General features: G+C 69.9%; 17 protein-coding genes. 5 read left to right on the top strand and 12 right to left on the bottom strand.

What is annotated here, in order from left to right:
* Positions 1 to 168 precede the first annotated feature (168 nt).
* Positions 169 to 1,122 (bottom strand): heme o synthase, encoded by a 954-nt coding sequence (locus AB8Z36_RS04775; RefSeq protein ID WP_369211896.1) that lies wholly within the window; start codon positions 1,120 to 1,122, stop codon positions 169 to 171.
* A gap of 419 nt (positions 1,123 to 1,541) precedes the next feature.
* On the opposite strand from AB8Z36_RS04775, the gene tkt reads away from it, so the two are divergent.
* From tkt to pgl, 5 genes are read left to right on the top strand one after another with little or no spacing between them, the layout of a single operon-like run.
* Positions 1,542 to 3,629, top strand: coding sequence for a transketolase (gene tkt, locus AB8Z36_RS04770; RefSeq protein WP_369211894.1), 2,088 nt, complete (start codon positions 1,542 to 1,544; stop codon positions 3,627 to 3,629).
* 35 nt (positions 3,630 to 3,664) lie between these two features.
* A complete protein-coding gene (tal, locus tag AB8Z36_RS04765) occupies positions 3,665 to 4,783 on the top strand; it encodes a transaldolase (protein ID WP_369211893.1) in 1,119 nt (372 codons plus the stop codon).
* Between the two features lie 6 nt (positions 4,784 to 4,789).
* Positions 4,790 to 6,313: a glucose-6-phosphate dehydrogenase gene (gene zwf, locus AB8Z36_RS04760; protein ID WP_369211892.1), complete on the top strand. Its 1,524-nt coding sequence runs from the start codon at positions 4,790 to 4,792 to the stop codon at positions 6,311 to 6,313.
* Positions 6,310 to 7,344 carry a glucose-6-phosphate dehydrogenase assembly protein OpcA gene (gene opcA / locus AB8Z36_RS04755; RefSeq protein WP_369211891.1) on the top strand — a complete coding sequence of 345 codons (1,035 nt, stop codon included), beginning with the start codon at positions 6,310 to 6,312 and terminating at the stop codon, positions 7,342 to 7,344. Before zwf ends, opcA begins: the two co-directional genes overlap by 4 nt.
* Positions 7,341 to 8,108, top strand: a complete 768-nt coding sequence (gene pgl / locus AB8Z36_RS04750; protein WP_369211890.1) for a 6-phosphogluconolactonase — start codon at positions 7,341 to 7,343, stop codon at positions 8,106 to 8,108. The genes opcA and pgl overlap by 4 nt, the downstream gene beginning before the upstream one ends.
* A gap of 43 nt (positions 8,109 to 8,151) precedes the next feature.
* Here the strand turns inward: pgl and AB8Z36_RS04745 are convergent, their stop codons facing one another.
* The 11 genes from AB8Z36_RS04745 to rapZ all read right to left on the bottom strand — a co-directional run bounded on the left by AB8Z36_RS04745 (position 8,152) and on the right by rapZ (position 20,844).
* A complete protein-coding gene (locus tag AB8Z36_RS04745) occupies positions 8,152 to 8,436 on the bottom strand; it encodes a DUF2087 domain-containing protein (protein ID WP_369211895.1) in 285 nt (94 codons plus the stop codon).
* A gap of 307 nt (positions 8,437 to 8,743) precedes the next feature.
* Positions 8,744 to 10,396 (bottom strand): glucose-6-phosphate isomerase, encoded by a 1,653-nt coding sequence (gene pgi, locus AB8Z36_RS04740; protein ID WP_369211889.1) that lies wholly within the window; start codon positions 10,394 to 10,396, stop codon positions 8,744 to 8,746.
* Positions 10,397 to 10,564: 168 nt separating this feature from the next.
* Positions 10,565 to 10,900 (bottom strand): RNA polymerase-binding protein RbpA, encoded by a 336-nt coding sequence (locus AB8Z36_RS04735; RefSeq protein ID WP_003957010.1) that lies wholly within the window; start codon positions 10,898 to 10,900, stop codon positions 10,565 to 10,567.
* 158 nt (positions 10,901 to 11,058) lie between these two features.
* Positions 11,059 to 11,289 carry a preprotein translocase subunit SecG gene (secG, locus tag AB8Z36_RS04730; protein ID WP_150166510.1) on the bottom strand — a complete coding sequence of 77 codons (231 nt, stop codon included), beginning with the start codon at positions 11,287 to 11,289 and terminating at the stop codon, positions 11,059 to 11,061.
* 133 nt (positions 11,290 to 11,422) lie between these two features.
* Complete coding sequence (gene tpiA, locus AB8Z36_RS04725) at positions 11,423 to 12,199, bottom strand: triose-phosphate isomerase (RefSeq protein WP_369211888.1); 777 nt, start codon at positions 12,197 to 12,199, stop codon at positions 11,423 to 11,425.
* 6 nt (positions 12,200 to 12,205) lie between these two features.
* Complete coding sequence (locus tag AB8Z36_RS04720) at positions 12,206 to 13,417, bottom strand: phosphoglycerate kinase (RefSeq protein ID WP_369211887.1); 1,212 nt, start codon at positions 13,415 to 13,417, stop codon at positions 12,206 to 12,208.
* A gap of 107 nt (positions 13,418 to 13,524) precedes the next feature.
* On the bottom strand, positions 13,525 to 14,535 hold the full coding sequence (gene gap / locus AB8Z36_RS04715; protein WP_369211886.1) for a type I glyceraldehyde-3-phosphate dehydrogenase: 1,011 nt from the start codon (positions 14,533 to 14,535) through the stop codon (positions 13,525 to 13,527).
* 189 nt (positions 14,536 to 14,724) lie between these two features.
* Complete coding sequence (locus AB8Z36_RS04710) at positions 14,725 to 17,685, bottom strand: M14 family metallopeptidase (protein WP_369211885.1); 2,961 nt, start codon at positions 17,683 to 17,685, stop codon at positions 14,725 to 14,727.
* 224 nt (positions 17,686 to 17,909) lie between these two features.
* The gene (gene whiA, locus AB8Z36_RS04705; protein ID WP_369211884.1) at positions 17,910 to 18,899 is read right to left on the bottom strand and encodes a DNA-binding protein WhiA; all 990 of its coding nucleotides are present in this window, start codon (positions 18,897 to 18,899) and stop codon (positions 17,910 to 17,912) included.
* A complete protein-coding gene (locus AB8Z36_RS04700) occupies positions 18,890 to 19,912 on the bottom strand; it encodes a gluconeogenesis factor YvcK family protein (protein ID WP_369211883.1) in 1,023 nt (340 codons plus the stop codon). The genes whiA and AB8Z36_RS04700 overlap by 10 nt, the downstream gene beginning before the upstream one ends.
* Entirely contained in the window at positions 19,909 to 20,844 is a 936-nt protein-coding gene (gene rapZ, locus AB8Z36_RS04695; protein WP_369211882.1) for an RNase adapter RapZ, read from the bottom strand. Before rapZ ends, AB8Z36_RS04700 begins: the two co-directional genes overlap by 4 nt.
* Between the last annotated feature and the right edge of the window lie 126 nt (positions 20,845 to 20,970).

Raw genomic sequence — 20,970 nt, 5'->3', positions numbered from 1 at the left:
GCGCCACCAGGTCGCCCCAGCCGCCGTCCTCGCCGACGAGGACGATGCGGGTGCCCTCGTGCCCGATGTAGGCGAGCTGCCCCTCGGCCCCGCCGTGCGCCCGCGCGAAGGCGCCGATCTCCTTGGCSAGCYKCCCCGCCCGTCGGGAAGAGCGAGGAGGCCAGGCCCTCAGCGCAGGAAGGGGTCCACCGCCACGGCCACGAAGAGCAGCGAGACATAGGTGATGGACCAGTGGAAGAGCCGCATCTCCTTGAGCTTGCCGCCGGTCGCCTCCGCCTTGGCGCGGTTCTGGAGTCCATGCGCCTCCCAGAGCCACCAGCCGCCGGTCACCAGCGCCACCGCGGTGTAGAACCAGCCGGTGTAGCCGAGCGGCTGGAGCAGCAGGGAGACGGCGACCATGACCCAGCTGTAGAGGACGATCTGACGGGCGACCACCTTGTTCGAGGCGATGACCGGCAGCATCGGCACGCCCACGCGCGCGTAGTCCTCCTTCACCTTCATGGACAGCGGCCAGTAGTGCGGCGGCGTCCAGAAGAACATGACCAGGAAGAGGATGACGGGCGCCCACGACATGGAGTTCGTGACCGACGACCAGCCGATGAGCACCGGCAGGCAGCCCGCGATGCCGCCCCAGACGATGTTCTGGGAGGTGCGCCGCTTGAGGATCATCGTGTAGACGACCACGTAGAAGAGCAGCGCGCCGAGCGAGAGCCAGGCGGAGAGCCAGTTCACGGCGAGGCCGAAGAGCAGCGTCGACACGACCGCGAGAGTGATGCCGAAGACCATGCACTCGCGCGGGCTCACCATGCCGGTCACCAGGGGCCGCTGCGACGTGCGGTCCATCAGGGCGTCGATGTCCCGGTCGATGTACATGTTGAGCGCGTTGGCGCCGCCCGCCGAGAGGTAGCCGCCCACGCAGGTCACGAGGACCAGCCACAGGTCGGGCACGCCCTGCTCGGCGAGGAACATCACCGGAACGGTGGTGATGAGGAGGAGTTCGATGATCCGCGGCTTGGTCAGCGCCACGAACGCCTTGACACGGGCCCCGAACGGCCGATGGCTCGGGCTAAGTTCCGTCCCGGAAACCCCCGCTGGACGGGATTCAACGGCCGTCACGCACACCCCTGACAGAGACATCCCAGCGAGCCGACCTGCGCCTTCTGACATGAAGATCCGGTAAAGGCTCGCGCGTACCACGCCACTGTAGACGTTGCCCATACCTCGCTCTTCGCGGGGGTGGGGTCGTGTTGACCGTCGCGCCCCGGGGTACGGGGTGTCCGCCGGGGAGTCACGTGAGCGGTATCGGCTGTCCTTTGAGCGGACACATGAGCGATACGGAGAGTCCTTTGAGCGGTCACATGAGCGCTTCCGTATTCACATGGCGAATCGCCGTCTATTCCTTTCAGGAGGCGGATACCCGGTTGTCCCGGCAGTCTGGAATGAGTCGAAAAAATGCACGCCTTAGCAGCGGTAGGCTCGACTACGGCCGGTGAGATCGTCATCGCCGGTATTCGACATGTGGAGAGGAGCCCTGACTCAGGGTGAGCACCAAGCCGACCACCACAGACCTCGAGTGGACCGAACTGGACCAGCGAGCCGTGGACACCGCTCGCGTCCTGGCCATGGATTCCGTACAGAAGGTCGGCAACGGCCATCCCGGTACGGCCATGAGCCTCGCGCCCGCCGCGTACACCCTTTTCCAGAAGGTGATGCGACACGACCCGGCGGACGCCGACTGGACCGGCCGCGACCGGTTCGTCCTCTCCGCGGGCCACTCGTCCCTGACCCTGTACATCCAGCTCTACCTGGCCGGATTCGGCCTGGAGCTCGATGACCTCAAGGCGTTCCGCACCTGGGGCTCGAAGACCCCGGGCCACCCGGAGTACGGCCACACCACGGGCGTGGAGACGACGACGGGCCCGCTGGGCCAGGGCGTCGCGAACGCCGTGGGCATGGCGATGGCCGCCCGCTACGAGCGCGGCCTCTTCGACCCGGAGGCGGCCCCCGGCTCCTCCCCGTTCGACCACTTCATCTACGCCATCGCCGGTGACGGCTGCCTCCAGGAGGGCATCTCCGCGGAGGCCTCCTCGATGGCCGGGCACCAGAAGCTCGGCAATCTGATCCTGCTGTGGGACGACAACCACATCTCGATCGAGGGCGACACGGAGACCGCGATCTCCGAGGACACCCTCAAGCGGTACGAGGCCTACGGCTGGCACGTCCAGCGCGTGCAGCCCAAGGAGAACGGCGACCTCGACCCGGCCGCCCTCTACGCCGCGATCGAGGCCGCCAAGGCCGAGACCGGGCGCCCGTCCTTCATCGCGATGCGCTCGATCATCGCCTGGCCCGCCCCGAACGCGCAGAACACCGAGGCCGCGCACGGCTCGGCGCTCGGCGACGAGGAGGTGGCCGCCACCAAGCGCGTCCTGGGCTTCGACCCCGAGCGGACCTTCGAGGTCTCCGACGAGGTCATCGCGCACACCCGCAAGGCCCTGGACCGCGGGTCCGAGGCCAAGAAGGAGTGGGAGAAGGGCTTCGCCGACTGGCGCTCGGCCAACTCCGAGCGCGCCGCCGAGTTCGACCGCGTGGCCAAGGGCGAGCTGCCCGACGGCTGGGAGGAGAAGCTCCCGGAGTTCGAGACCGGCAAGGCGGTCGCCACCCGCGCCGCGTCCGGCAAGATCCTCCAGGCGCTCGGCGGGGTCATCCCCGAGCTGTGGGGCGGCTCCGCCGACCTCGCGGGCTCGAACAACACCACGATCGACAAGACGTCGTCGTTCCTCCCCGAGGGCAACCCGCTCCCGGGCGCCGACCCGTACGGCCGTACGGTCCACTTCGGCATCCGCGAGCACTCGATGGCCGCGGAGATGAACGGCATCGCGCTGCACGGCAACACCCGCATCTACGGCGGCACCTTCCTGGTGTTCTCCGACTACATGCGCAACGCCGTCCGGCTGTCCGCCCTCATGCACCTGCCGGTGACGTACGTGTGGACGCACGACTCCATCGGCCTCGGTGAGGACGGCCCGACGCACCAGCCGGTCGAGCACCTGGCCTCGCTGCGCGCCATCCCGGGCCTGAACGTGGTCCGTCCGGCCGACGCCAACGAGACCGTCATCGCCTGGCGCGAGATCCTGCGGCGCTACACCAAGGAGTTCGGCGTGGGCGCCCCGCACGGCCTCGCGCTGACCCGCCAGGGCGTGCCGACGTACGAGCGCAACGAGGACGCCGCCAAGGGCGGCTACGTCCTGTTCGAGGCCGATGGCGGCACGCCGGAGGTCATCCTCATCGGCACCGGCTCCGAGGTGCAGCTCGCCGTCGAGGCGCGCGAGCAGCTCCAGGCGGCGGGCGTCCCGACCCGGGTCGTCTCGATGCCGTCGGTCGAGTGGTTCGAGGAGCAGGAGCAGGGGTACCGCGACAGCGTGCTGCCGCCCTCGGTGAAGGCGCGCGTGGCGGTCGAGGCGGGCATCGGCCTGACCTGGCACCGGTTCGTCGGTGACGCGGGCCGCATCGTCTCCCTGGAGCACTTCGGTGCCTCCGCGGACGCGAAGGTGCTCTTCCGTGAGTTCGGATTCACCGCCGACAAGGTGGCCGAGGCGGCGCGGGAATCGATCGCCGCCGCTCAGCGCTGACGCCCATATACGACCAAGTAGGAGATGTAATTTCCATGACAGACGCACTCAAGCGCCTCTCCGAAGAAGGCGTCGCGATCTGGCTGGACGACCTGTCGCGCAAGCGGATCACGTCCGGCAACCTCGCCGAGCTGATCGACCAGCAGCACGTCGTGGGCGTCACCACCAACCCCTCGATCTTCCAGAAGGCCATCTCGCAGGGCGACGGTTACGACCAGCAGCTCTCCGACCTCGCGGCCCGCGAGGTCACCGTCGAGGAAGCCATCCGGATGATCACGACGGCGGACGTGCGTGACGCCGCCGACATCCTGCGCCCCGTCTTCGACGCGACGGGCGGCCAGGACGGCCGGGTGTCGATCGAGGTCGACCCGCGCCTGGCGCACAACACCAAGTCCACCGTCGCCGAGGCCAAGCAGCTCGCCTGGCTGGTCGACCGGCCCAACACGCTCATCAAGATCCCGGCCACCCAGGCGGGCATCCCCGCGATCACCGAGGTCATCGGCCTCGGCATCAGCGTCAACGTCACGCTGATCTTCTCGCTCGAGCGCTACCGCCTGGTCATGGACGCCTACCTCGCGGGCCTGGAGAAGGCCAAGGAGCGCGGCCTGGACCTCTCCAAGATCCACTCCGTGGCGTCCTTCTTCGTGTCCCGCGTGGACACCGAGATCGACAAGCGGCTCGACGGCATCGGCACGGACGAGGCCAAGGCCCTCAAGGGCAAGGCCGCGCTCGCCAACGCCCGCCTCGCCTACGAGGCCTACGAGGAGGTCTTCTCCTCCGACCGCTGGGCCGCGCTCGACAAGGCGCAGGCCAACAAGCAGCGTCCGCTGTGGGCCTCGACCGGCGTCAAGGACCCGTCGTACAAGGACACCATGTACGTCGAGGAGCTGGTCGCGCCGAACACGGTGAACACCATGCCGGAGGCGACCCTGGAAGCCACCGGCGACCACGGGAACATCACCGGCAACACCATCGCGGGCACCTACGACCAGTCCCGGTCGGAGATCGCCGCCGTGGAGAAGCTCGGCATCTCGTACGACGAGGTCGTGCAGCTCCTCGAGGACGAGGGCGTCGAGAAGTTCGAGGCCTCCTGGACCGACCTGCTCAAGTCGACCGAGGCCGAGCTCAAGCGCCTCGCTCCTTCGAAGGGCTGACCCACTTTGTCAAGCAGCAATCCGCTGCGTGACGCCGCAGACCGACGGCTCCCGCGTATCGCGGGGCCGTCGGGCCTGGTCATTTTTGGCGTCACGGGCGATTTGTCCCGTAAAAAGTTGATGCCCGCCGTCTACGACCTCGCCAACCGGGGTCTCCTGCCGCCGGGCTTCTCGCTCATCGGCTTCGCCCGCCGCGACTGGGAGGACGAGGACTTCGCCCAGGTCGTCCATGACGCGGTCAAGGAGCACGCGCGGACGCCGTTCCGCGAGGAGGTCTGGCAGCAGCTCATCCAGGGCATGCGCTTCGTCCAGGGCAACTTCGACGACGACGCGGCCTTCGAGCAGCTCAAGGCCACCATCCAGGAGCTGGACAAGGCCCAGGGTACCGGCGGCAACTTCGCCTTCTACCTCTCGGTGCCCCCGAAGTTCTTCCCCCAGGTCGTCCAGCAGCTCAAGAAGCACGACCTCGCCGACGCGCCCAAGGGCGCCTGGCGCCGCGCGGTCATCGAGAAGCCGTTCGGCCACGACCTGGCCTCCGCCCAGGAGCTGAACGCGATCGTGCACGAGGTGTTCGCCCCGGACCAGGTGTTCCGGATCGACCACTACCTCGGCAAGGAGACCGTCCAGAACATCCTGGCGCTGCGCTTCGCCAACCAGATGTTCGAGCCGATCTGGAACCGGTCCTACGTGGACCACATCCAGATCACGATGGCCGAGGACATCGGCATCGGCGGCCGCGCCGGCTACTACGACGGCATCGGCGCCGCCCGCGACGTCATCCAGAACCACCTGCTCCAGCTCATGGCGCTGACCGCGATGGAGGAGCCCGCCTCCTTCGACGCGGACGCGCTCGTCGCCGAGAAGGCGAAGGTCCTCGGTGCCGTCCGGCTCCCCAAGGACCTCGGCCGCAGCACGGTCCGCGGGCAGTACGCCGCGGGGTGGCAGGGCGGCGAGAAGGCCGTCGGCTACCTCCAGGAAGAGGGCATCGACCCCAAGTCGAAGACCGACACCTACGCGGCCGTCAAGCTGGAGGTCGACAACCGCCGCTGGGCGGGCGTGCCCTTCTACCTGCGGACGGGCAAGCGCCTCGGCCGCCGCGTCACCGAGATCGCGGTCGTCTTCCAGCGCGCCCCCCACTCCCCCTTCGACCACACCGCGACCGAGGAGCTCGGGCACAACGCGATCGTCATCCGCGTCCAGCCCGACGAGGGCATCACGGTCCGCTTCGGCTCCAAGGTGCCCGGTACCTCGATGGAGATCCGGGACGTGTCGATGGACTTCGCGTACGGCGAGTCCTTCACCGAGTCGAGCCCGGAGGCGTACGAGCGCCTGATCCTGGACGTCCTGCTCGGCGACGCCAACCTCTTCCCGCGCACGGAGGAGGTCGAGCTGTCCTGGAAGATCCTCGACCCGATCGAGGAGTACTGGGACAAGCACGGCAAGCCCGCGCAGTACCCGGCAGGCACCTGGGGCCCGACCGAGGCGGACGAAATGCTCGCACGAGACGGACGGAGCTGGCGTCGGCCATGAAGATCGACCTTACGGACACCACGTCCAGCAAGATCAACAAGGCGCTCGTACAGGGCCGCCGCGCGATCGGCACCCCGGCCGTCGGCATGGTCCTCACCCTCGTCATCGTCACCGACGAGGAGAACGCCTACGACTCCCTGAAGGCGGCCAACGACGCGTCCCGCGAGCACCCCTCGCGCACCCTCGTGGTGATCAAGCGCGCCGCGCGCTCGCCGCGCGACCGCACCAGCTCGCGCCTGGACGCCGAGGTCCGCGTCGGCGTCGAGGCGGGCACCGGCGAGACGGTGGTCCTCAGGCTGTACGGCGAGGTCATCGACCACGCCCAGTCGGTGGTGCTGCCGCTGCTCCTGCCCGACGCCCCCGTGGTCGTCTGGTGGCCCGTGAACGCCCCGCTGGACCCCGCGAACGACCCGCTCGGCGCCCTGGCCCAGCGGCGCGTCACGGACACCTACGCGGCCGAGCACCCCATCGAGGAGCTGACCGCCCGCGCCGCCGCCTACCACCCCGGCGACACGGACCTGGCCTGGACCCGCATCACCCCCTGGCGCTCGATGCTCGCCGCGGCCCTGGACCAGATCTCCTGCAAGGTGCAGTCGGTGCAGGTGGACGGCGAGGAGTTCAACCCGAGCTGCGAGCTGCTCGCCATGTGGCTCGCGGACCGGCTCGGCGTCCCCGTGAAGCGCGCGCTCTCCCCCGGGCCCGGTCTGACCGGTGTGCGGATGGAGACCGACTGCGGGCCCATCGTGCTCGACCGGGCCGACGGCTCGCTCGCCACGCTCCACATCGAGGGCCAGCCCAACCGCGCGGTGGCGCTCAAGCGCCGCGAGACGGCCGAGCTGATCGCCGAGGAGCTGCGGCGCCTCGACCCGGACGACACCTACGAAGCGGCGCTGAAGTACGGCGTCGAGCGCCTCGGTGAGCCGTCCGGACCGGTGACGGAGGCCGGGCGGGAGAAGGACGCCGCCGAGGCGCCCGAGGCCAAGAAGGCACCGGCCAAGAAGGCGCCCGCGAAGAAGGCGGCCGCCAAGTGACCGGGGCGCCGCAGCTCGTCGTCCACCGCGACAAGGAGCTGATGGCCCAGGCCGCCGCGGCCCGCCTCATCACGAAGATCATCGACGCGCAGTCCGCCAGGGGCTCCGCGTCGGTGGTCCTCACCGGCGGACGCAACGGCAACGGCCTGCTCGCGGCCCTCGGCGCGTCCCCCGCGCGGGACGCGGTCGACTGGTCGCGGCTCGACCTGTGGTGGGGCGACGAGCGGTTCCTGCCCGACGGCGACCCCGAGCGCAATCACACCCAGGCCCGCGAGGCCCTGCTCGACGCGGTGCCGCTCAACCCGGCGCGGGTGCACCCGATGCCCGCCTCGGACGGCCCCTACGAAGCGGACGCCGCGGCCGAGGTCTACGCCGCGGAACTCGCCGCCGCGGCGGGCCCGGACGATCACGGCTCCGTGCCGTCCTTCGACGTCCTGATGCTCGGCGTCGGCCCCGACACGCACGTCGCCTCGCTCTTCCCCGGGCTCCCCGGGGTGCGCGAGACGGAGCGCATGGTCGTCGGCGTGCAGGACGCGCCGAAGCCGCCGCCCACCCGTATCTCGCTCACGCTCCCGGCGATCCGGGCCGCGCGCGAGGTGTGGCTGCTCGCCGCGGGCGAGGACAAGGCCGAGGCGGCGGCCACCGCCCTGGCGCCGGGCACCGACGAGGTGCGGGCCCCCGCGTCCGGCGCGTACGGCCGCTCCCGCACCCTGTGGCTGCTCGACGAGGCGGCGGCCTCGAAGCTGCCCGCCGGTCTCCGCTAGCGGTCACCCGCACCAGAGCCCCGCACCGTTCCGGTGCGGGGCTCTACGCGTGGGCGAACGTGGCGCGGCGGTAGCTGCTGCCGTCCTGTGCGCGGACGAGGAGGCCGTCGATCACGCAGTACCGCCGGAGCGCGGCGGTGTCGTCGTGGACGGTACGGAAGGCTTCGTTGACCTCGCCCTCGCTGTAGGCGCGGTCGGTCTCGAAGAGGGTGTCCGTGAGGTGGACCAGAAGCTCGTGGCGGACCACGGGGCGCACGGGGATGGCCGTCAGACGGCCGTGCGAGAAGAAGCCGGTCAGCCGGCGCGGCACGGTGGGGTGGGCGTCCACGGGTCCGGGCACCCGGCGGAAGACGGCGGCGTCGGCCCGCAGCGAGCCGTCGGGCTGCCGCTCCACGAGCCCGGCGGCGATGAGCCGCCCCAGGTGCTTGCGGGCGGTGGCGGAGTCCGCCTCACGCGGGGGCAGGTCGTCCAGGACGATGCGCGCGTACAGCCTGAGTCTCTCGGGATCGGCGAGCGCGGCGTGAATCCGGTCCATGCGGGGTCCCTCCCGGCGGATGACAGAGCCGAAGCAGTGTCACCCGCCGGGCGAGGCGCCCGCATCCCATTAACACCTGGCGGGACTCACCCGGTGACGGTCAACGCCCGCGGAGGCCCCGGTACTTGGCGACCAGGGCCGTGGTCGAGCCGTCCAGGCCCGGCACCTCGGCGCCCTCGGTCAGGGCGGGCTCCACACGCTTGGCGAGGACCTTGCCGAGCTCGACGCCCCACTGGTCGAAGGAGTCGATGTTCCACACCGCGCCCTGGACGAAGACCTTGTGTTCGTAGAGCGCGATGAGCTGGCCGAGGACCGAGGGGGTCAGCTCCTTGGCGAGGATCGTCGTGGTCGGGCGGTTGCCCTTGAAGGTCTTGTGCGGGACGAGCTCGTCGGGCACGCCCTCGGCGCGCACCTCATCGGCCGTCTTGCCGAACGCCAGCGCCTGGGTCTGCGCGAAGAAGTTGGCCATCAGCAGGTCGTGCTGGGCGACCAGGCCGGGGGCCAGGTCGGCGACCGGCTCGGCGAAGCCGATGAAGTCCGCCGGGATCAGCTTCGTGCCCTGGTGGATGAGCTGGTAGTAGGCGTGCTGGCCGTTGGTGCCCGGGGTGCCCCAGACGACCGGGCCCGTCTGCCACTCGACCTCTTCGCCGTCCCGTGTGACGTACTTGCCGTTGGACTCCATGTCGAGCTGCTGGAGGTAGGCGGTGAACTTGGAGAGGTAGTGCGAGTACGGCAGGACCGCGTGCGACTGGGCGTCGTGGAAGTTGCCGTACCAGATGCCGAGCAGGCCGAGCAGGAGCGGCCCATTGGACTCCGGGGGCGCCGCGCGGAAGTGCTTGTCGACGAGGTGGAAGCCGTCGAGCATCTCGCGGAAGCGGTCGGGGCCGATGGCGATCATCAGGGAGAGGCCGATCGCCGAGTCGAAGGAGTAGCGCCCGCCGACCCAGTCCCAGAACTCGAACATGTTGTCCGTGTCGATGCCGAAGTCCGCGACCTTCTCCGCGTTGGTCGACAGGGCCACGAAGTGCTTGGCGACGGCCTCCTGACCGGCCTTCAGCTCGGTGAGCAGCCAGTCGCGCGCGGAGGTGGCGTTGGTGATCGTCTCGATGGTGGTGAACGTCTTCGAGGCGATGATGAAGAGCGTCTCCGCGGCGTCCAGGTCCCGCACGGCCTCGTGCAGGTCGGCACCGTCCACGTTCGACACGAAGCGGACGGTGAGGCCGCGGTCGGTGAAGGAGCGCAGCGCCTCGTACGCCATGGCGGGGCCGAGGTCGGAGCCGCCGATGCCGACATTGACGATGTTCTTGATGCGCTTGCCGGTATGACCGGTCCACTCCCCCGAGCGGACCTTCTCCGAGAAGGCGCTCATCCTGTCGAGGACGGCGTGCACCTCGGGCACCACGTTCTCGCCGTCGACCCGGACGACCGCGTCGCTCGGGGCGCGCAGCACGGTGTGCAGGACGGCGCGGTCCTCGGTGGTGTTGATCTTCTCGCCCCGGAACATGGCGTCCCGCAGCCCGAACACGTCGGTCGCGGCGGCGAGCTCGCGCAGCAGCCGCAGCGTCTCGTCGGTGACGAGGTGCTTGGAGTAGTCGATGTGCAGGTCGCCGACCTGGAGCGTGTACGACGTGCCGCGCGCCGGGTCCGCGGCGAACAGCTCACGCAGCTGCACCTCCCCGAGCTCCTCGCGGTGGGCGGCGAGCGCCGTCCACTCGGGCATCTGATTGAGCCTGGCGCGGCTATCTGCGTTCATCTCGGACTTCAGCCTTCTTTCGTACCCGCGTACGTACCTTGCCCCGCTGCACTTTCCAACCTAATCGATCAGCGGGCGGTATGAGATATCTGGAGCCGTCTGTCCGCACCCGTACCGAAACAGGAAACCGGCCGGACACCTCGTGGGTGCCCGGCCGGTCGCCAAGTCTCAGATCTCGCCCCGCAGTTTGGCGAGCGCCTCCGCGAGAATCGCCTCGCCGTCCGCGTCGCTGCGCCGCTCACGCACATACGCCAGATGCGTCTTGTACGGCTCGGTGCGCGGCGGGTCCGGCGGGTTGTCCCGGTCCTGTCCGGCCGGGAAGCCGCAGCGGGGACAGTCCCAGGTGTCGGGGACCTGCGCGTCGCTGGCGAAGCTGGGCTGCGTCTCGTGTCCGTTGGAGCACCAGAAGGAGATGCGCAGTCGCGGCGCGGACTCACCGCGCTCGGCCTCGCCCATCGGCCCCGCCCCGACCCGACTTCCTCGGATCGCGTTGCCACTTGCCACGGTCGTAACTCCCTGCGTGATGGTGCTGCTGCGGGCGCCTCAGTTTACGTAAGGCCCAACGCGCGTCCAGTGTGCGGAGTTACACCCCTCCCCCGGACGCAAGCCCATGATAAGCCGCGCACGCGGGCGTGCACCGGACAAGCGACCAGTGCCTGGCGTCAGTTGTTCGCCTTCATCAGCAGGCCCAGCGCGACAATGCACGCGAACCACAGCAGACCGACCACGACCGTGATGCGGTCGAGGTTGCGCTCGGCGACGGACGAGCCGCCGACGGAGGACTGCATGCCGCCACCGAACATGTCGGAGAGACCGCCGCCCTTGCCCTTGTGCATCAGCACCAGCAGCATCAACAGAGCGCTGAACACGATCAGGGCGATCGAGAACCCCATAACCACGGCTGGACCAACTTCCTCGGATCTGAAAATCGACGACGGGGGCCGAAGGCTCCGGCGGCGGGCCCTGGGACTCGCCGGGACAGCTTCGGCCCCCGTCAGGGTACGTCGTAACGCCGCTAGCGCATACTCACTGCTCGCCGAAGCGGACGATCTTGACGAACTCCTCGGGGTCGAGGGCCGCACCGCCGACCAGGGCGCCGTCGACGTCGCGCTGGGCCATGATGTCGGCGACGTTCTTCGCCTTGACGGAGCCGCCGTACTGGATGCGCACCTTGTCGGCGAGCTCCTGGGAGTACAGCTCGGCGAGCCTGCCGCGGATCGCGCCGCAGACCTCCTGCGCGTCCTCGGGGGTCGCGACCTCGCCGGTGCCGATCGCCCACACGGGCTCGTAGGCGATGACGATGGTCTCGGCCTGCTCGGCGGGGACGTCCTTCAGGCCGCCGTCGAGCTGGTTCAGCGTGTACTGGACCTGCTGTCCGGCCTTGCGGATGTCCAGGCCCTCGCCGACGCAGAGGATCGGGGTCAGGCCGTGCTTGAACGCGGCCTTGACCTTGGCGTTGCAGAGTTCGTCGGTCTCGTTGTGGTACTGGCGGCGCTCGGAGTGGCCCACGGCTACGTAGGAGCACTTCAGCTTGGCCAGCATCGGGCCCGAGATCTCGCCGGTGTAGGCGCCGGAGTCGTGCGCCGAGATGTCCTGGGCACCGTACTTGATCTTGAGCTTGTCGCCGTCGACCAGCGTCTGCACGGAGCGCAGGTCGGTGAAGGGCGGCAGGACGGCGACCTCGCAGGCCTCGTAGTCCTTGTCCGCCAGGGCGAAGGCGAGCTTCTGCACGTGGGCGATGGCCTCGAGGTGGTTGAGGTTCATCTTCCAGTTGCCCGCCATCAGCGGGGTGCGCGTAGTCATCAGGTGTCAGTTCTCCAGTGCCGCGAGACCGGGGAGCGTCTTGCCCTCGAGGTATTCGAGGGAGGCGCCGCCACCGGTGGAAATGTGGCCGAATGCGTTCTCGTCGAAGCCTAGGTTGCGGACAGCCGCGGCGGAGTCGCCGCCCCCGACCACGGTGAAGCCGTCGCAGTTGAGCAGGGCCCGCGCGACGGCGGCCGTGCCTCCGGCGTAGTCGGGGTGCTCGGCGACGCCGACCGGGCCGTTCCAGAAGACGGTCTCGGCGTCGGCGATCTTCTCGGCGAAGAGCTCACGGCTCTTGGGGCCGATGTCCAGGCCCTCCATGTCCGCGGGGATCTGGTCCGCGTCGACGGTCTCGAAGTCCGCCGGGGCCTTCGTCTTCAGATCGGGGAAGTCCGTGGCGACCAGGACGTCGACCGGGAGCACAAGCTCGACGCCGTTCTTCGCGGCGCGCTCCATGTACTCCGTGACGACCGGGATCTGGTCCTCCTGGAGGAGGGAGATGCCGACCTCGTGGCCCTGCGCCTTGAGGAAGGTGTACGCCATGCCGCCGCCGATCAGCAGACGGTCGGCCTTGCCGAGCAGCTCGTCGATGACGGCGAGCTTGTCGGAGACCTTGGCGCCGCCGAGGATGACGGTGTACGGACGCTTGACGTCCTCGGTGAGCTTCTTCAGGACGCCGACCTCGGTGGCGATCAGGTAGCCCGCGTAGTGCGGGAGCCTGGCCGGGAGGTCGTACACGGACGCGTGCTTGCGGTGCACCGCGCCGAAGCCGTCGCCCACGTAGAGGTCGGCGAGGGCGGCGAGCCGGTCGGCGAACTCGCCGCGCTCGGCGTCGTCCTTGCTGGTCTCGCCCGCGTTGAAGCGGAGGTTCTCGATGACGGCGACCTGGCCCGGCTGGAGCCCGTCCACCGCGTCGTGCGCGGCGGGCCCCACGGTGTCCTGCGCGAACGCGACCGGCGCGCCGAGGAGTTCACCGAGCCGCTCGGCGGCGGGCAGCAGCGAGAAGGCCGGGTCCGGGGCGCCCTTGGGGCGGCCCAGGTGCGAGGCCACGACGACCTTGGCGCCCGCGTCCGCGAGGGCCTTGACCGTCGGCAGGACGGCGCGGATGCGGCCGTCGTCGGTGATGGTGCCGTCGGCGAGCGGCACATTGAGGTCGGCGCGGACGAAGACCCGCTTGCCTTCGACCCCTTCGGCGAGAAGTGCGTCGATCGTCTTCACTTACTGGACTCCTTGGGAGGGCTGACGCTGACGTGCAACAGGGCCCGTCCGGCGCATCATCGCGCGGGACGAACCCTGTGCTCACATCGAGGTGCCTGCTCTGGCTGTTAGAGCTGACCGCCGACGAAGACCGTGAGGTCGACCAGACGGTTGGAGTAGCCCCACTCGTTGTCGTACCAGCCGAGGATCTTCACCGACGTACCCTCCTGGACCATGGTCATCAGGGAGTCGAAGGTGCAGGAGGCCGGGTCGCTGACGATGTCCGAGGACACGATCGGGTCCTCGGTGTAGTACAGGATGCCCTTGAGGTCGCCGTCGTCGGCGGCCTTCTTGAACGCGGCGTTGACCTCGTCCTTGGTGACCTCGCGGGAGACCTCGACGACCAGGTCCGTGGCGGAGCCGGTCGGGACCGGGACGCGCATCGAGACACCGTCGAGCTTGCCCTTGAGCTGCGGCAGGACCAGGGCGGTGGCCTTGGCGGCACCCGTCGTGGTGGGAATGATGTTCTCGGCGGCGGCACGCGCGCGACGCAGGTCCTTGTGCGGGAAGTCAAGGATGCGCTGGTCGTTGGTGTACGCGTGGATGGTCGTCATCAGACCCTTGACGACGCCGAAGTTCTCGTCGAGGACCTTCGCCATCGGCGCCACGCAGTTGGTGGTGCAGGAGGCGTTGGAGATGACGTGGTGGTTGGCAGGATCGTACTTGTCCTGGTTGACACCCATCACGATGGTGATGTCCTCGTCCTTGGCCGGAGCCGAGATGAGGACCTTCTTGGCGCCGCCGGCGATGTGCTTCTCGGCGTCCGCCTTCTTCGTGAAGATGCCCGTGGACTCGATCACGATGTCGACGTTGAGCTCGCCCCACGGGATGTCGGCGGGGTTGCGCTCGGACAGCACCTTGATGGTGTGGCCGTCGACGGTGATGGTGTCCTCGGTGTGCGACACCTCGGCCTCGAGGCGGCCCAGGATGGTGTCGTACTTCAGCAGGTGCGCGGTGGTCGCGGTGTCACCCAGGTCGTTGACAGCCACGACTTCGATGTCCGCACCCTGCTTGAGCAGCGCGCGGAAGTAGTTGCGACCGATGCGGCCAAAGCCGTTGATGCCTACGCGGATCGTCACGAAACCGATCTCCTCGTTGGTACGCCGGATTTAGACGCCGGCGAGTTGTATGGGATGTCCCCGACCGCCTCCGACCCTACCTCTCCAAGGCCTCCGAGGTGACATCGAGAGGGGCCTGTGGACGACACAAGGGCCCGTACCCCCGAGTAGGGGTACGGGCCCCGGGACCTTCGTCCCGATTACTGAGCGTCAGGTGCGCAGATGTGCCAGGGCAGCGCCCATAAGAGCGGCTCTTTCGGCGTTTCCGGGTACGTGCTCGAACCCGAAGCCGAGGAGGACGCTGTCACGCGCTGTGACGGCCGCGTGGGGCCGGTAGAGCTCCCCGGTGCGCGCCCAGTCGCCTGTGATATTGGGGCTTCCGGCCGGGGCCGGGGAGGCGGTCCAGGAGCCGAGCGAGGACTCGAAGCCCTCGGTCTCGGTGGCGGTGCCGTTGACGACGAGCCGGGCGTTGTCGGCGAAGAGGCCGCGGCCGCCGCTCGACGGGTCGGTGATGGCGCTCAGGGAGACCTCGACCTTCTTGCCCGCGTAGGCACTCAGGTCGAACGCGACGGGCTTCCAGCCGCCGGAGGAACCGGTGAAGCTGTTCCACTGGCCACTGGTCCCGGCGGCCGTGCAGGCGTCGGTCCCCACGGTCAGGTAGTGGCGCAGGAACGGGTGGAGGTTGACCAGGAACCCGGCCGCGCACTCGGCGGGCACGGCGGCGGAGGAGTTGCCGTTCCTGTCGGGCAGCGTCGTCCAGTCGTCGGCGCCCACGGTGTGCGCTTCGAGGACCCCGTGGTCGTACCCGGTCTCCAGGTTCCAGTTCAGGGCGAACCGCAGCTCCGGCGCGTCGGCGGCCGTTACGCCGGTCAGGTCGAGGGTGCGCGTGAGGCGCTTGTAGTCCTGGTCGGCGTGGGTGGCGGAGGCCATGCCCTGGCCCTCGAAGGGCGCGTACGGGTTGGTGAGCCCGGGGTAGGAGCCCGCGGCGGCGCTCTTGAACTGCGGGAACTCCTTGGCGGGCAGGTTGTCGGAGGTGACGGTGAAGCGGCCCGCCTTGTCGAGCGGGTTGCCCTCGGCGGGGCCGAGCGGGGTCTTGGCCTTCGCGAGGGCACCCGCGCCCTCGAAGCTGCTCACGCCGGGCGCGGAGAGCCGCTCGTACGCCCCCAGGTAGTACTGCGCGAAGTCGTCGGTGAGGGCCTCGCCCAGGTCGACGTTGCCGCCGGCGCGCTCACCGGCCTCGATGAGCTTGCCGCCCTCGTTGAGGTAGGAGCGCAGGGCGAGCTGGGTGGGGGCGCCGGGGACCGGGTCGCCGGTGTAGTGGACGACCGCGGCGAAGTGCGCGAGCACGCCGAGCGGGTGCGGCACGCCCTGCTTGGCGACGTCCCAGACGGCGGCGGTGCGGCCGTTGGCCTTGATGGCGTCGACGTACTTCTGCGTCTGGGTGGCCGGTGCGCCCTCCTCGGCGACGACGAGCGTGTCACCCTTCGGGCGTTCGGCGACGGTGTACGTGAAGTGCTCGCTCTGGGTGCGGCCCTTCTTCCCGCGCCCGGTGAACCACACCTCCACCTTGTCGCCCACGCGCGCGCCCTCGACCTTCGCGCGGTACTGGTCGAAGTGGAGGTTGTCCTCGCCGCCGTAGGTCTCGCCGCCCTTCCAGGCCCTGAGGCCCTCGTCGTGCGTGCGGCCGCCGTTGATCCGGTACTTCAGCTCCTTGTCGCGCACGGACTTGCGGGCGGTCACGGCGACCTCCTGGTCACCGCCGCGCGCGGAGGAGGTGGTGAAGGAGTCGGCGGTGAAGTCCGGGGCCTCGATGCCGGTGACGGAGACGGGCTGGTCCGGGTGGAGCGCCGTCTCGGCGACGGCGAGCGCGAACGGGACGTTCTTGGCGAACTCCTGCTGGATCAGCTTCTCGTCGTCCGGGAAGGTGAAGATGGAGGCGCAGTCCTCGGGCTTCCAGGCATCGTTCGGGTCGACGTTCGACGCGGTCTGGCAGGTGGACATCTCCGGGGTGAACATCGAGATGCCGTTGACGTTGCCCGCGTGGCCGTCGGCCTCGCCGTTGGTGGTGTAGAGCTCGGAGGAGACCTGCGGGTGGTAGCCGGGGACGGCGGGCTTCTCCGGGGTGCCGTTCAGCGCCCGGTAGAGCACGTCGTCCGGGGTCGGCGTGGCGACCTGCCAGCCGACTCCGTAGAGGAGCAGCTCGGCGGCGGAGTGGTAGTTGATCCCGTAGGTGAAGCCGATGCGCTTCTGAAAGCCGTCGAGCGCCTTGGTCTCGGGCTCGGACATCGGGCCCGTGCCGCGGTAGGTCTCCGAGGACGGCTCGGGGGACGAGCCCTCGTTGTCGTAGCCCCACTTGTAGGCGAAGTTGCGGTTGAGGTCGACGCCGTCGCCGGGGGCGATCCTGCCGTCGCCGTCGATGTCGCGCAGGTTCTTGCGCCACTGGCGGTTGCCGCCCGCGGCGTGCGTGAAGTCGTAGCCGTCCGGATTGGCGGAGAGCACGAACCACAGCTCGGTCTCGTTCACGAGCTTGGTGACGCGCTTGTCCTTGCCGTAGTTGTCGATGTAGTGGTGCATCAGGCGGCGGGTCATCTCGGGGGTGATCCACTCGCGCGCGTGCTGGTTGGACATGTACAGCGTGGACGGCTTGGAGCCGTCCTTGGACTTCCTGGCGTTCCTGGAGAGCTTCAGGGCGAGGATGTCCTTGCCCTGGAGCGTCTTGCCGATGGAGACGACCTTGGTGATGCCGGGGTTGGCCTGCCCGGTCCTGACGATCTCCTCCTTGAGGCCGCCCTTTCCGCTGTACGGGCGGAAGACGCCGTCCCCCGCGGCCCTGGTCCGCTTCTCCGCCGCCGCCGAGACCTTGTGCTCGCTGAGCTCGACGCCCTGGCGCTCGACCGCCTTGGCCTGGGCCTCGGTCAGATAGACCTCGACGCGTCCGGTGCCCTTCTCGGGCGCCTGGCCGGCGAGTTCATGGGCGTCCTGGCCCGCCTCGACCAGGATCGGCATCTGCTTCTTGGTGACATCGGCCTGGTAGACCTTGACGGCCGCCGGGTCGTCGGCGTCCGGGGTCCTTGCGGGTCCGCTCGCCTGGGCCTGCGGTGCGGCGGCGAGACCGCCGATGAGCAGTGCGCTCGCGGCGAGGATCGATCTCGCGCTCGCTCTTCGTCTCATGAGCCCCCCTTGCGGTAGTGCGGCACTGGTGTGCGCGAAGCAAGGCTCGTGACAGTGCATGATCATGTCAATACAGCGGGTGAAGGCGTGTGCCACGGGCATACGAAAGCCGCCGGTGCCCCGAGGGGAGACCGGCGGCTTCTGTGACGGGTACGACGCTGCGAGGGGCGCGCGGCGGCGCGGTGTCCGGCCGCCGGGCGGGCTCGGACCGCCGCCGGGCGGGCTCAGACCGCCATGTTGTCGGCGAGCTCCTCGGAGAGGTTGGACTCGGTGCCCGGGATGCCCAGGTCCTGGGCGCGCTTGTCGGCCATGGCCAGCAGGCGGCGGATACGGCCCGCCACGGCGTCCTTGGTCAGCGGCGGCTCGGCGAGCGCGCCCAGCTCCTCCAGGGAGGCCTGCTTGTGCTCCATGCGCAGTCGGCCCGCGGCGGCCAGGTGCTCCGGCACCTCGTCGGCGAGGATCTCCAGGGCGCGCTGCACCCGGGCGCCCGCGGCGACAGCCGCACGGGCCGAACGGCGCAGGTTCGCGTCGTCGAAGTTGGCTAGGCGGTTGGCGGTGGCGCGCACCTCGCGCCGCATCCGCCGCTCCTCCCAGGCGAGCACCGACTCGTGCGCCCCGAGGCGGGTCAGCAGCGCGCCGATCGCGTCGCCGTCACGGACGACGACCCGGTCCACGCCCCGCACCTCACGCGCCTTGCTGGCGATCTGGAGTCTGCGGGCGGCGCCGACCAGCGCGAGGGCGGCCTCCGGACCCGGGCAGGTCACCTCCAGGGAGGAGGAGCGGCCGGGCTCGGTGAGCGAGCCGTGGGCGAGGAAGGCCCCGCGCCAGGCCGCCTCGGCGTCGCAGGTGGCCCCCGAGACCACCTGCGGCGGCAGGCCCCGGATGGGACGGCCGCGGCCGTCCACGAGGCCGGTCTGCCGGGCGAGCTGATCGCCGCCCGCAACCACCCGGACGACGTAACGCGAACCGCGGCGCAGACCGCCGGGGGCCATCACGATCAGTTCCGAGCTGTGCCCGAAGATCTCCAGGATGTCCCGCTTCAGGCGTCGTGCCGCCATCGCGGTGTCCAGCTCCGCCTCGATCACGATGCGGCCGCTCACCAGGTGAAGGCCGCCCGCGAACCGCAGGATCGCCGAGACCTCTGCCTTCCTGCAGCAGGTCCGGGTGACGGGGAGCCGGGAGATCTCGTCCTTCACCGCTGCCGTCATCGCCATGGGCCGATCCTTCCATGCATCCGAAAAATACGGTCGTACGCGGCTGCCAGGAGCTCCGGATCGTGCCTCGGAGTCCCGTCGGGCCGGGCCACCGGCGCCAGCTCGACCGTGGCGCCGAACCGCTTGGCGGCATCGGTGAGTGACTCACGGTCGGGCACGGCGGCCTCGTCGGCCAGCACCACGTCCAGGGCGAGTTTAGGGGCGTGTCGGGCCAAAACCTCCAAATGACGCTGCGGAGAGAAGCCATCGGTTTCTCCCGGTTGCGGCGCGAGGTTGAGCGAGAGGACCCTGCGGGCCTTCGTCTCGGTGAGCGCGTCGAGCAGTTCCGGCACCAGGAGGTGCGGGATCACCGAGGAGAACCAGGAGCCGGGACCGAGCACCACCCAGTCCGCGTCGAGGACGGCGGCGACCGCCTCGGGGACGGCGGGCGGGTCGTGCGGGACCACGTGCACGGACTGGACCTCGCCCGGGGTCAGCGCCACCGTGGCCTGGCCTCGGACGGTGTCCACCTCCTCCGGGCGCGCCGGGTCGTGGCCCTTGACCAGGGCCTGGAGCTCCAGCGGCACGGCCGACATCGGCAGCACGCGGCCCTGCGCGCCGAGCAGGCGGCCCACCAGGTCCAGGGCCTGGACGTGGTCGCCGAGCTGCTCCCACAGGGCGACGATCAGGAGGTTGCCCACCGCGTGCTCGTGCAGGTCGCCCTTGGACTGGAAGCGGTGCTGGATGACACGGGCCCAGGTCTGGCCCCAGTCGTCGTCGCCGCAGAGCGCGGCGAGCGCCTTGCGCAGATCGCCGGGGGGCAGTACGCCCAGCTCGTCGCGGAGGCGGCCGCTGGAGCCGCCGTCGTCGGCGACCGTGACGACGGCGGTGAGGTCTCCGGCCCCGGTGATGCGGCGCAGCGCGGCGAGCGAGGCGGACAGGCCCATGCCCCCGCCGAGCGCGACCACCTTCGGCTGGGTGCCCCGCTTACGGCCCAGACGGGTCAGGCGGACGGTCCGGCGGGTCGGCTTCACTCGCGCCCCATGTCCCGGTGGACGATGACGGTCTCCACGCCCTCGGACGCCAGGCGCGCCGCGAGCTTCTCCGACATGGCGACGGAGCGGTGCTTGCCGCCCGTGCAGCCGACGGCGATCGTCACGTACCGCTTGCCTTCGCGGCGGTAGCCCGCGGCGATGAGCTGGAGCATCTCCGCGTACCTGTCGAGGAACTCCTTGGCGCCCGGCTGGTTGAAGACGTACGCCGCGACCTCTTCGTTGAGCCCGGTGTACTGGCGCAGCTCGGGGACCCAGTGGGGGTTGGGCAGGAAGCGCATGTCCACGACCAGGTCCGCGTCGACCGGGAGGCCGTACTTGAAGCCGAAGGACATGACGGTGGCCCGCAGTTCGGGCTCCTCCTCGCCCGCGAACGAGGCGTCCATCTTGGCGCGCAGCTCGTGCACGTTGAGGCTGGAGGTGTCGATGACCAGGTCGGCGTCGCCGCGCAGCTCGCGCAGCAGGTCGCGCTCGGCCGCGATGCCGTCGACGATGCGGCCGTCGCCCTGGAGGGGGTGCGGGCGGCGGACCGACTCGAAGCGGCGGACCAGGGCGTCGTCGGAGGACTCCAGGAAGACGATGCGCCGCGTGACGTTCTTGGACTCCAGCTCGGCCAGGGAATCGCGCAGATTGTCGAAGAAGCGCCTGCCGCGTACGTCGACGACGACCGCGATGCGGGCCACGTTGCCCTGTGAGCGGGCGCCGAGCTCCACCATCGTGGGGATCAGGGCGGGCGGCAGGTTGTCGACGACGAACCAGCCGAGGTCCTCCAGGCACTTCGCGGCCGTGCTGCGCCCGGCGCCCGACATGCCGGAGATGATCACCAGCTCGGGAATCGCCGCTTCGGGGACTCCTGGCGTCTCGATGGGCGTTCCCGCGCTCACTTGCTCTCCACCTTCGTCGTGCTCGCTCATGTGTCCTGCCCCCGTCGCTCTTCCGGGGCGCCCGTGGTCACGGGCTCCCCACTGTCTTCAACGCACTCCCCGCCGCCGGACGTGCCCTCGGCGGAAGACTCCTGATTCTCGCCCCCCGGCACGGCC

It is taken from the genome of Streptomyces flavofungini, assembly GCF_041028215.1.
GTDB lineage: Bacteria > Actinomycetota > Actinomycetes > Streptomycetales > Streptomycetaceae > Streptomyces > Streptomyces flavofungini_B.
The sequence above is the reverse complement of the archived record's forward strand: the minus strand, read 5'-3'. Positions and strand labels throughout refer to the sequence as shown.

Coding starts and splice junctions, on each gene's coding strand:
- AB8Z36_RS04710 (WP_369211885.1), bottom strand. CDS start 17,685: ATGAGACGAAGAGCGAGCGCGAGATCGATCCTCGCCGCGAGCGCACTG.
- rapZ (WP_369211882.1), bottom strand. CDS start 20,844: ATGAGCGAGCACGACGAAGGTGGAGAGCAAGTGAGCGCGGGAACGCCC.
- secG (WP_150166510.1), bottom strand. CDS start 11,289: ATGGGGTTCTCGATCGCCCTGATCGTGTTCAGCGCTCTGTTGATGCTG.
- whiA (WP_369211884.1), bottom strand. CDS start 18,899: ATGGCGATGACGGCAGCGGTGAAGGACGAGATCTCCCGGCTCCCCGTC.
- opcA (WP_369211891.1), top strand. CDS start 6,310: ATGAAGATCGACCTTACGGACACCACGTCCAGCAAGATCAACAAGGCG.
- tal (WP_369211893.1), top strand. CDS start 3,665: ATGACAGACGCACTCAAGCGCCTCTCCGAAGAAGGCGTCGCGATCTGG.
- tpiA (WP_369211888.1), bottom strand. CDS start 12,199: ATGACTACGCGCACCCCGCTGATGGCGGGCAACTGGAAGATGAACCTC.
- pgi (WP_369211889.1), bottom strand. CDS start 10,396: ATGAACGCAGATAGCCGCGCCAGGCTCAATCAGATGCCCGAGTGGACG.